The 11,138-nt window shown below is 46.5% G+C and carries 12 protein-coding genes; 5 read left to right on the top strand and 7 right to left on the bottom strand.

Features of this window, described 5'->3' with window-relative positions; translation table 11 throughout:
• Nucleotides 1-290: 290 nt before the first annotated feature.
• The 3 genes from QUA88_RS24085 (at nt 291) to obgE (ending at nt 4,382) form a co-directional block, all read left to right on the top strand.
• Nucleotides 291-1,364: a class I SAM-dependent methyltransferase gene (locus QUA88_RS24085; RefSeq protein WP_333056867.1), complete on the top strand. Its 1,074-nt coding sequence runs from the start codon at nt 291-293 to the stop codon at nt 1,362-1,364.
• Between the two features lie 418 nt (nt 1,365-1,782).
• Nucleotides 1,783-2,679 (top strand): Mo-dependent nitrogenase C-terminal domain-containing protein, encoded by an 897-nt coding sequence (locus QUA88_RS24080; RefSeq protein WP_333056868.1) that lies wholly within the window; start codon nt 1,783-1,785, stop codon nt 2,677-2,679.
• Nucleotides 2,680-3,341: 662 nt separating this feature from the next.
• Complete coding sequence (obgE, locus tag QUA88_RS24075; RefSeq protein WP_333211907.1) at nt 3,342-4,382, top strand: GTPase ObgE; 1,041 nt, start codon at nt 3,342-3,344, stop codon at nt 4,380-4,382.
• 281 nt (nt 4,383-4,663) lie between these two features.
• On the opposite strand, the gene QUA88_RS24070 is transcribed toward obgE, so the two are convergent.
• The 7 genes from QUA88_RS24070 to QUA88_RS24040 form a co-directional block, all read right to left on the bottom strand.
• Nucleotides 4,664-5,422 (bottom strand): HNH endonuclease, encoded by a 759-nt coding sequence (locus QUA88_RS24070; RefSeq protein WP_333056872.1) that lies wholly within the window; start codon nt 5,420-5,422, stop codon nt 4,664-4,666.
• Between the two features lie 91 nt (nt 5,423-5,513).
• Complete coding sequence (locus QUA88_RS24065) at nt 5,514-5,942, bottom strand: HNH endonuclease signature motif containing protein (RefSeq protein WP_333056873.1); 429 nt, start codon at nt 5,940-5,942, stop codon at nt 5,514-5,516.
• Nucleotides 5,939-6,412 carry a hypothetical protein gene (locus tag QUA88_RS24060; RefSeq protein ID WP_333056874.1) on the bottom strand — a complete coding sequence of 158 codons (474 nt, stop codon included), beginning with the start codon at nt 6,410-6,412 and terminating at the stop codon, nt 5,939-5,941. The genes QUA88_RS24065 and QUA88_RS24060 overlap by 4 nt, the downstream gene beginning before the upstream one ends.
• Nucleotides 6,409-6,810 carry a hypothetical protein gene (locus QUA88_RS24055; protein WP_333056875.1) on the bottom strand — a complete coding sequence of 134 codons (402 nt, stop codon included), beginning with the start codon at nt 6,808-6,810 and terminating at the stop codon, nt 6,409-6,411. Before QUA88_RS24055 ends, QUA88_RS24060 begins: the two co-directional genes overlap by 4 nt.
• Nucleotides 6,811-6,875: 65 nt before the next feature.
• Entirely contained in the window at nt 6,876-8,465 is a 1,590-nt protein-coding gene (locus QUA88_RS24050) for a serine hydrolase (RefSeq protein ID WP_333274226.1), read from the bottom strand.
• A complete protein-coding gene (locus QUA88_RS24045; protein WP_333274223.1) occupies nt 8,416-8,562 on the bottom strand; it encodes a hypothetical protein in 147 nt (48 codons plus the stop codon). The genes QUA88_RS24050 and QUA88_RS24045 overlap by 50 nt, the downstream gene beginning before the upstream one ends.
• A gap of 154 nt (nt 8,563-8,716) precedes the next feature.
• Nucleotides 8,717-9,673 (bottom strand): RNA methyltransferase, encoded by a 957-nt coding sequence (locus QUA88_RS24040; protein ID WP_333056907.1) that lies wholly within the window; start codon nt 9,671-9,673, stop codon nt 8,717-8,719.
• Between the two features lie 159 nt (nt 9,674-9,832).
• On the opposite strand from QUA88_RS24040, the gene QUA88_RS24035 reads away from it, so the two are divergent.
• Both QUA88_RS24035 and QUA88_RS24030 read left to right on the top strand, forming a co-directional pair.
• Nucleotides 9,833-9,988, top strand: coding sequence for a DUF2256 domain-containing protein (locus QUA88_RS24035; protein ID WP_006631540.1), 156 nt, complete (start codon nt 9,833-9,835; stop codon nt 9,986-9,988).
• Between the two features lie 72 nt (nt 9,989-10,060).
• The gene (locus tag QUA88_RS24030; RefSeq protein ID WP_333056878.1) at nt 10,061-10,996 is read left to right on the top strand and encodes an isoaspartyl peptidase/L-asparaginase; all 936 of its coding nucleotides are present in this window, start codon (nt 10,061-10,063) and stop codon (nt 10,994-10,996) included.
• Nucleotides 10,997-11,138 lie beyond the last annotated feature (142 nt).

Below are 11,138 nucleotides of genomic sequence, written 5' to 3'. Positions count from 1 at the left end.
GCAAGATGCCCGTTCCACAAGAAGAAAATCTACTCTTTGTGGAACAGGCATCTTGCCTGTTATTGAAAAGGGTGCAAGATGTGAGTTATAACTGAAATGTACCATTGTCAATAAGCTTTATGAACGGGCAAGATGCCCGTTCCACAAGAAGAAAATCTACTCTTTGTGGAACAGGCATCTTGCCTGTTATTGAAAAGGGTGCAAAATGTGAGTTATAACAAATAACTAATAACTAACAGCTAACAACTAACAGCTAACAACTAACAGCTAATCACCTCTTCGCGGAATTTATGGGCGCCGAAAGTACAATCAACCAGACCGAACAGCTACCGCTGGTAGTAAATCCCGACATTCTCCAGCAAGCTATCCTATACAAAATTAATACTCGCATAAACGCTCGCGGAGAATTAATTTTCCCCTGCGTACCGGGAATGCTAAGCCACTATCTCAAGTCGATAGAAAAGCTATTTAGCACTCTCGACAGACCCCTGCCCGAAGACCGCAGAGACGAACTCAGCAAGCTTTTAGCCACCAAGTTAGAACAAGGCTACCGCACCTCCACAGCATCGATGCTGATCCTGCAATACGAATCAGTGCAGCCGCCGCAAACCGGTTTAGCCTGCAAAGTGATTGTTACTACCTCAAGTGTTGGAGAACAGTACAAAAGCTGGGTAGACACCAGAGAACCTCCGCTTTTCGGTTCTCATCCAGATGCAAAATTGATGGCAACGGCTGCTAAATTGGGCACGCCCGATCGAGTGCGGATTTTGGACGTGGGGGCTGGTACCGGCCGCAATACCTTGCCCCTGGCGAGATTGGGCTATTCTGTAGATGCGATCGAACTAGCCCCAGCTTTTGCAGAACAATTGAAAGCAGCAGTAACAGCCGAAAACCTTCCCGTGACAGTGACTGAAGGCGATGTGCTCGACCCCTTAATGCGGATGAAACCGGCCCGCTACCAGTTGGCAGTTGCCGCCGAAGTCATCTCACATTTTCGAGACAGCGATCAAGTACGGCTTTTCCTCGCTAAAATGTGCGATTCCCTGTCTCCTGGAGGTCTGTTGCTGTTCAGCACGTTTTTAACCGTCGGTGACTACCAGCCTGATGCCCTCGTGCGACAAGTTGCCCAACTCTCCTGGTCTACTTTATTTACGCCCCAAGAACTCGCCACTGCAATGGAAGGGTTGCCCTTAGTCCAAATATCCGACGAATTGGTGTTTGAATATGAACGCCACCACCTGCCGGAAGCAGCCTGGCCCCCGACGCCCTGGTTTCCCAGTTGGGCCACGGGTCGAGATGTCTTCCCGATGGCAAACGCACGCCCGCCAATGGAATTGCGCTGGATTTTGTGCCGCCGAAGTTAAAAAAAATCGGTCATTTATAGACGGACACAGCAATCAAAAGCTTTGCTCGGCGGTCAATTTTTTCTCATATATTTTTATTTCAACAGCTTAAACCCTGCTCGCTGTTAATATTGTGCTGCCAGTACAGAAAAATTCACAAAAATATATATTAAAATGTAAAGAGAGCGAAGTTCGATCGCCCCTGGGTAAGAAACCCAGTGTCTGATTAGATCCCGCGCTTGCCAACCTTTTATTTTTGGCGAAAAATTGGGTTGCTAATGGCAATCCGGCTGGAATAAAAGTCGATCCCCATCTCAATGGGTGCAACTAAAGTTAAGATGAATTCAACCAACCTATTCCTCCCGATAGATGACTTTTTAGGGAATAGGATTAGCCAAAAGATTAGCTCGCTAGTCAGAGATGCTGCACAGAAACAAATATGCTTTTAACACATCCACTACAAGCGTTTGGAGCAATCTTCGGCCACAAACCTTCCACAAATAGATCGTCGATCGACCACAAAACCAGTAAAAATTATTGGGAGGGGAATATTGAGTCCGCTGTAAACGAACAAATTGACTGGTACATCCAAGTGGAAATGCTAATGAGTAACGCTAAATCTTCCTGCACCAATGAAGAGATTACTGCTTGGCTGCGGGGATTGCTGACAATTGCTTGGGCAGACGGCAACTTTGACGAAGACGAGCAAAAAATGATTGCAAATCTAACTCAGGATGAACTACACCCGGTATCTTTTGAGGAGGGTTTTGAACCTATTGCCCCAGAGGAATTAGCCGCTGTGTTAGGGAAAGACACCGCCAAAGGCGAGGATTTTTTGAGGACAGCAGTCATGGTAGCTTTGGCAGACGGTACCTACTCGCTCAGCGAAGACGAGGTAATCTCTAAGTTTTGCACAGCTTTGGGGCACAATGTAGAGGCGCTGGAAGCTCTGCGACACACCATCGAAGACAGCAAGTGCGATGATCCGCAGGGGCCCAGCAGCCAAATAGTCTTTGATGCCAATGTCGCCCCCGTCGCCGGAACACCCCTTTCATCTCGGCTACCTAAACCTCACCACAAAGATGTCCTGCAACCCGTCAAAGACTGGCTTGACGGCTGGGAAATTCACGACCCCAAAGTGGCACACTTTGTCTGTAAAATTATTCCGCCCCAGTGTCCGTTTGAGCGAGATGTCGTGTTATTTGGTCGCAAAATCGTCCACATTCCGGCGATGTGCCAGATTAACCCGCTTTACGAACAGTTAGTCGGGATGCGCTTTCGAGCTCTCTGCTATTTGGCAGATGAATGTAAGGAAGATGTATCGTCCTATTGTTAGTAGTCATTAGTCATTAGCCATTAGCCATTCTGGTAAAATCTTGGATTAATGACTGTAACTATTAACCAATGACTACTAATTAGTCCTGAACGCAAAAACCTGGTTTTTCTACGAAAAAACATCATTACACCCATCCGCCCCAGTAGAAAAACCGGGTTTATGCAGTTTTTGTGCGTGAGTCCTGCTAATATCAAATCTGCTTTGATAATACTAATTCAACCCCAGTTTTGGTACAATCCTCAAGCTTATACAAATTATTAAAAATCGCCAATTTAGGAGCCGGACACGGCATTGCCGTTTCCCTACAAATGCTCACGTACAATCTCTGGTTCTGAACTACTTTTAAAAATTGGTAAAATTATAATTTTCCGGCAACTGTAAATCGCGACTAAACTTGGCTGTCGTCCGCCGACGCGGACTATAGGAAAAGGGGAATATTGTACTTGCATCTGGTATAATAACTAATGACTAATCACAACTAACAATTGACAATTGACCAATGACAAGTGATATCATGTCCGGTCGATTACCCCTAATAAGGTAGGGGCGGGTTCACGAAAAATATTTGCCAATAATTGACAATCTCAAAAACCCGCCCTCTTAATCGCTCGATTGGACATGATATGACAACTGACAACTGACAACTGACAACTGACTAAATTATGCAATTTATCGATCGAGCAGATATTCAAGTCGCAGCCGGCAAAGGTGGCGACGGTATGGTAGCTTTTCGCAGAGAAAAGTATGTACCGGCGGGCGGGCCCAGTGGCGGGACAGGCGGCAAAGGCGGTTCCGTGTATATGGTGGCGGTGGAAAGCCTGCAAACGCTGCTAGATTTTCAGTACAACCGGATTTTTAAAGCCGATGACGGGAAGCGGGGCGCGCCGAAAAATATGACTGGTGCAGGTGGGGACGATCGCACGATCGAAGTTCCCTGCGGTACAGTAGTTTACGACGCGGAAACTCAGGCAATCTTAGCAGATTTAGTAACGCCCGGACAGACTTTTTGCGTAGCCAAAGGTGGCAAAGGCGGTTTGGGAAACAAGTGTTTTCTGACCAATTCTAACCGTGCTCCAGATTATGCGATGCCGGGAAAAGAAGGAGAACACAAATTTTTGCGTTTGGAATTGAAGCTATTAGCTGAAGTGGGAATTCTGGGGATGCCCAATGCTGGCAAATCCACCTTAATTTCAGCTTTATCTGCGGCCCGCCCCAAGATAGCAGATTATCCGTTTACAACTTTAGTCCCGAATTTGGGCGTAGTCAGAAAACCCAGCGGCGACGGTACTGTTTTTGCTGATATTCCGGGATTAATTGAGGGGGCTCACGAAGGTGCTGGTTTGGGTTACGAGTTTTTGCGGCACATCGAACGGACTCGGTTGTTGCTGCATTTGATCGATATTACCGATGAAGATCCGATCGCCAATTATGTCACAATTCAGGAAGAATTGAAGGCTTACAGGCGTGGTTTAGCCGATCGACCGCAGATTTTGGCTTTTAATAAGGTAGATGCGATCGACCTCGAAAGCGAAGAAATCGGTAATTTAATCAGCCGACTTAAAGAAATTAGCGGCGCTCCTGTTTTGTTGATTTCCGCCGTTAGTAGACTTGGATTGGATGAATTGATGCAGCAAGTTTGGCAAAAACTCGACGAGATGAACGAGAAAGAGGCGGCAGAACAGTTAGCAGTCGCGAGTGTTTAATCGCTTTCCGGTTCCTGGAATTTCCGTGAATCGGTAGGTGTTTTTTTGAGGGGTCAATCGATTTTAGATTTTAGATTTTAGATTTTAGATTGAAGCATTGACCCCACGGATAAATTCGGGGGCTGGTTGATCGGATACAGGTTTTTTATTTCTGGACGGATGAATCACGTGGCGGTTATCCTGGATGCGGGAATTGTCAAATCTTTCGGCTGTATGCCTGGTGCGGCAAGGGTTTGAGCCTAAATGGTATCATAAAATATCTTGGACATCTATCTACGAAGTCAGTTTTTACTAAGTAAATCTTTAATTTCTTCAATAGTAAATGGAGGATATTTCCTATGAATCATTGCATGACAGTTAGGACATAGTGGACGTAAATCTTGAATAGGATTAACTTCATATTCTTGATTAATTTCAGCTAAAGGTATTATATGGTGAACATGAATAAAACCTTTACCTATTTCTCCAAAAACTTTTTCAAAGTTAAACTTGCAAACATAACAATTTAGCCCATAATATTCAATACATTTTTTGCGAGCTGGATTATTTCGTTCATAAGCATTAACTTGTATTTGACGAATAGAACCTTCTTTAAAAGTTTGAGTTTCCTCTACTTCTCCGACTTCATCAGGAAATATTAGCGTATCATCTGAGACACTAAAAGAATCGAAAAGCTGTTCAAAATCAAGCTTGGGTGTGGTTAAAATTTTGCAAACTAAAACATAGAGTTCTTCTTCAGAATATTCTTGAAATCCTTCATAAATTTCTTTCTCACAACGCCATAACTCTCTCTGCCACCAGCCTTTACGCCTATTTTCATGATAAGGATCAAAGGCATCTCTCAAATTTTTGATTGTATTAGCGGAAATTCCAAGTAGAGAGCCTATTTTTTCATGGGTATCAGTCATATTACCAAATCCCAATTTCTGATAAGCATCTCTATCAAATCTTGAAAGATAATAAGCTACTATATAAGCATACGGGGAATTACAATCACCCCATGAGTCTATAAGACTATTCCAGTTAGACGGTTTTTTCACAATTAAAATTATTCATTTGTTTTGTAATACCACTTATCTAAATTATTGCTACAATCTGCATCGTTGGGTTGATTTTATAATCACCTACTGTTTATGTGGTTTGTGGGCTGGGTGCTGGATATTCCCCAATACTGATAAGTTGCTCGCGTTCGAGGATGCGTTCTAGGAGGTTAAATTGCAGAATTTTAGCGGTTACGCGCCCTTCTGGTGTCCGTGGGACGATTGCTCCTCCTTCTAGCCGAAAATGGTCTGACCATTCCTGGAGACGGGGATTAAAAAAGGGAGTTAGCTGTCCAGTCTCAGGGTCGATAGAACCTAGGTCAGTTCCTTTGAAACGGTTGCAGCAAGGACAGGATAACGCTAGGTTTTCCACGACGGTGACCCCATCATGTTTTTCAGCAATGATGTGTTCCATTTCAAAGGCAAAGAGTGAAGCCGTTTGGGGAAATCGACAATACTCGCATTGGTCTCCGGCGCGTTGGGTGACGACGCGACGCACAGTGGCTGGTACATAACTCATGCTTCTGTCTGTAAGCGTTTGTAGGCGTGAGCTTTGGCTAAACGCACCCAATGTTCTAACAGCAAATAGCGATCGAGTTCGACTTCCTCTCTGGCCGAAATAGTGCCGGATTTATTGCGATCGAGCAGTTCGCTCATGCGGGCTTGCAACGCAGGTGTGGGGCGGATTGCGAGGATTTCTTCTGGGCTGGGTTGACTGGCTAGCAGTTCCACTATTTGGCGATCGTCTTGGTAGGGAATGGTTTCTGCGGGGGCGAGTTCCCGAAGTGCGCGATCCAGGGCTTCCGGGAGACGATCGCCCAATTGTTGCAGTTTTTCGCCGAGGATATCGGGAACTTCTAGGATAATTTGCATTAGTGCTGATGTGAGGAGGGGAATTCCCTTGATTGTAACAAAGGGAAAAAATGCCGTTAGCTTAAATCCCGATCGAGGATTGAAACTGCATAGCCCGATATTTCCACAGTTATTCACAATGGAGATAACTCGCGAATTTGCCCGTTGTAATCGACTCTCACCCTTCCATCTTGAGAAACCGTAACAACCGTTTCTACAGTAAAGACAGACGAACCAGGCTTGGAACCCTTAAAAGTAAAAGTCCAAGTTCCATCGCCATTGTCTACAAACGGCGATTCCCTAGAAATACCGTGCATAGAAGCTTCAGCTCGATAGTTGCCTAAACCCCCATTAGCCCTTTCTGCTGCTTGACGGGCTAAGTTTTTCGCCCGATTGAGTTCGATATTATTGTTGATCGCTCTCACGCCGTCCGTCTCAGATTCAGGAGCAGGATTAGCATTACTCAAGGTAGGGAAGACTCCCACAGCTAAAATTGAGAGCGCTACTAGACAAGCAAGTCGAATGTTTAGTTTCATAATACCAACTGGTTTATAGTTTGATAAAGTCTACAACAATAGCCGGAAAAAACCCGGTTGAATTTTCAATTTTTAATTTTAACTTTTGAATCGGCTGGCGTTTCCCCACCGTACAAATAGCGGTAACTCATCCGAGAAATCTCCCGAATCAATGTTTGAGCTGGCTTCTCTGTTTCCGGCGAATGCTTCACCATCACCGCCACCAAATAACGCTTACCGTTCGGCAAATCCACCATACCGGCATCCGCAAGAATTGTATCAATGTTGCCGGTTTTGTGAGCAATAATTGAACCTTCGCCTAAACCTTTCGGCAGCAAAGAATCATTTCTAGTTTGTCGCATGATTTGCAAAATACGATCGCGCGATTTCACCGATACCAAATTACCCCGATCGATCTGGGCGATGATATTAATCAAATCCTTCGGACTGGTAGTATTAGTACCCTCCAAATCTGGCAAATTATTACGCAGAACCGTGGTACTCAAACCCCAATTTGCAAAATGCTGATTCAAAACCTCAGCACCTCCCAACAACTCAATCATCATATTTGTCGCCGTATTGTCACTGACAACAATCATCTTTTGGGCAACTTCCAAAGCCGAATACTTCTTACCCGGAGACTCGTCTTGCATATCCCCAGAACCGCCGACAATGTGTTCGGACTTCAGCGTCAGCACCTGATCTAACTGCACTTTGCCCTCATCTACTGCTTGGAAAAAAGCTACTAAAATTGGTACTTTAATTGTGCTAGCTGAAGCAAAAGCAGTATCGCCATTAAAATTTAGGTAGCTTCCAGTATCTAAATCGACTAGAAATATTCCGGCTGTTAAACTAGGATTTTCTGTTGCTAAAACTTGAACTTTGGTTTTCAAAGCCGCTAATTCTTGATTCAGTTGCAGCACTTCTGGGGCTGCTGGTGCCGCAGATGCGCTATCGGCTGGGTTGTTCTGCCCTGTGGTGGTTTGTTCTTCTGTCGCTACAGTCGATGCTCGACTCACAGCATTTACCACCGACAGCAGCGTACCGCAAATTACCGCTATCCCAACTCCCAGAATCAGCAAGCGAGTAGCATACACCAACGGCGGCACGCTCCGAGGTGCAGAGCGTTTGCCCGGTTTCTGGCTCGCTTGCGGACGCGGTTTAGGCACGGGGGGTTTTTTGACATCTGGGGGGATTACCGTGTCTGGAATGCGAACTGGGGGCGAAGTGGGACGACTTCCACGGGTGGTAGGGGGAGTGGCTGTTGGGATCTGGGTGTTGGGATTGCTGGCGATCGAACTCACATTTTCCCGCTCCAGAGTCGGATCTGGAAACTGGAACATATCGACAGCAGCGAGGCCTTTTTTGCGTGGTTGGCGAGTCTTCGACTGCGGAGTTTTGCTGGTTCTGGGTTTTCTGGGGTTAATTGCCGATCGAGGATCGGATAAAAAGTCTTGTGTAGTAAATTCTTCCGAAGATGTGGGAGAATTGGCTCCAATTCTGCTGCCCCGGCCCTGTTGCGGTGGCAAAGTTGCAGGTTCGGGCGATCGAATTTCTGGATTGCCGTTTTGCGGTTGGGGAGGGCGGCGGCGGCCCGAGTTGCCAGACTGACTTGCTTTGCCGGACTTAGGCTGCTTTGAGCCGGAGTTGGGAGAGGATATCGACGAGGATATCACCGATAATATCGATCCTTTGGGAAACCGCTCTGCCACGTCTTACTCCTTCATCACTAATGTAAAGTTCAAGTTTAAGATTTTTCCGCTTGTCAGCCAATCAATTTTAGATTTTAGATTTTAGATTTTAGATTTACCCCAGACGCTGCATGGTATCAGCAACCGGGTTTATTGCCCGCAAATTATCGCAAAGCTTAGGTTTTTAGTCAAGAAACCCTGTTTTGAAGGTGACAAGTGGGTACAGGAAAGTTCTCCTAGCTATCTGTTGGATTTTCCGGCAACGCCCCATCCAGAGTATCAGAATTTGCCTCTCGTGGGTAACTTTTGATTGCCCATTCTGTTTGGCGGAGGACGCCCCGCAGCATGGCGACTTCATCCACTGTCGGATAAGCCCTGTTGTACAAACGCCGAAATTTTTCCATCCGGCTTGCTGCTGTGTGCTGCTGCAAATATCCTATTTTGAGTAAAAGCGTTTCTAGTTGCTGGTAATATCCCTCTAAATTTTCCAAGGGAGCACTGGCGAGGGGAATTGAGAGATTTTCTGTCTGGCGGGTGGCAAGTTGTTCTTGGTAACAAGTTGATAAATTATCTGTGGCATGGGGTATTGAAGAGGCAGAGCCTCTGGATATGCGTTCCCCGGCTGAGCCGGGGAACGAGGCATCTTCTTCTTCCTTCCCTGTTCCTTCTTCCCTCTTCCCTCTTCCTTCTTCCTTCTTCCTTCTTCCTTCTTCCCGGTATAGTTCGTAACAGCAGATAGCGACGGCTTGGGCGAGATTTAGAGATGTGTAGGCATCGCTGCTGGGAATGCGGATCAGGCGTTGAGCGCGGTTTAATTCGGCATTGGTCAAGCCGCAGTCTTCTCGGCCGAAAATGAGGGCGCTGGGGGCTTCTAGGAGCCAAGGCAAGGCCTCTGCGGGTTCTTCTAGTTGTGTTGGCAACGATCGACTATCATCCCCTGTAGTTGCGATCGCTCTGACACACCCAACCAAAGCAGCGGGCAAACTCTCGACTACTTTCGCCGTTTCCAATATGTCGGCGGCGCGAACTGCCATCAGTCGGGCTTCTTCCCCTAAATGATCGCATTGGGGATTTACCAAAACTAATTGGTGCAAACCCATATTTTTCATGACGCGGGCAACAGAACCGACATTCAATGGGCCTGCCGGTTCGACTAAAACTATTCGGATGTTGGCGTCGGCCGTTTCGAGCATTTTTATTTGGGGAGGTGTTTGGTAGAAATTAGGTTGTTTCCTTAGCAACAGGCAAGATGCCTGTTCCACAATCAAATTTAACTCTTGTGGAACAGGCATCTTGCCTGTTCATAAAAATGGTACAAGATGGGAATTAGTTAATCTATTGTCAAAATTAGCATGGCTAAGCAACGATCGAAATCTGATTTACCGACAAAAATGTGCCCGGTATGCGATCGACCTTTTACTTGGCGCAAAAAATGGGCCGACTGCTGGGATGAGGTCAAATACTGCTCCGAACGTTGTCGTCGCCGCCGTTTGGCGGCTCAAGATTAAGAATTTAGGGTAAGTTGCTCGATCAAAGCTAAGATTGCAAAGGAAAAATTTTAGGTTATTAGGTTATAAATTATGGCATCGCAACAAGTGCAACCAAAGCTAGTTATTCACGGCGGTGCCGGCAGTTCTCTACACAGTAAAGGCGGAATTGAGGCGGTGCGGAAATCGCTTTACGATGTTTTGGAGGAAGTTTATCCGCTGCTGAAAGACGGTGCAAGTGCCGTAGATGCAGTGGTGCGGGGGTGCCAATTGTTGGAAGATGACCCGCGATTCAATGCCGGTACTGGTTCTGTGGTGCAGTCGGACGGTCAAATTCGGATGAGTGCTTCGCTGATGGACGGTTTGATGCAGCGTTTCAGCGGGGCGATAAATGTTTCTCGCGTTCAAAATCCGATCGAACTTGCTAAATTTTTGCAGACTTCGGACGATCGGGTTCTCTCTGATTTTGGTTCGGCAGAATTGCTGCGAGAACTTCACTTGCCGATTTACGATCCGATGACGGATTTGCGTTTGCACGAGTGGATGCAGGAACGCCAAGGCAATTTTAGCAAAGCAATGGCTGACGTGGTTGCCGAACCGGCCGGTGTGGGTACGATCGGAGTCGTAGCTTTGGATGTGCATGGACGCTTGGCTGCTGGGACTTCGACTGGTGGCAAGGGTTTTGAGCGGATTGGGCGGGTTAGTGACTCGGCGATGCCGGCGGGAAATTACGCGGCAGGGAGTGCGGCGGTAAGCTGTACGGGGATTGGCGAGCACATTATGGACGAGTGTTTGGCCGCGCGAATTGTAATTCGGGTAACGGATGGTTTGAGTTTGAAAGCTGCTTTTGAGCGTTCTTTTGCTGAAGCTGACGAACGTCAACGGGATTTTGGCGCAATTGGAATTGATGCTAGCGGGGCGATCGCTTTCGGCAAAACTAGCGAGGTGATTTTGGGTGCTTTTCACAATGGTATGCAAATGGGCGATACTTTGGAAATGAGCAAGGGAACGCTGATTTTCATTGCTTAAAAATGGTTCTTAATCGGTGATTCCGATCCTCGACTTCTCCAAGAAGTCGGGGAGTTCGATCTGCGTTAGGAATGAGAATTAAATAACTTCCACTCTTGAAAGTGGGATGGGCGTCCCGCCCGTCCTTTTTGGACGGGCGGGA

Source organism: Microcoleus sp. D3_18_C2 (assembly GCF_036702395.1).
Classification (GTDB): domain Bacteria; phylum Cyanobacteriota; class Cyanobacteriia; order Cyanobacteriales; family Microcoleaceae; genus Microcoleus.
This window is presented reverse-complemented; position numbering and strand designations above follow the sequence as displayed.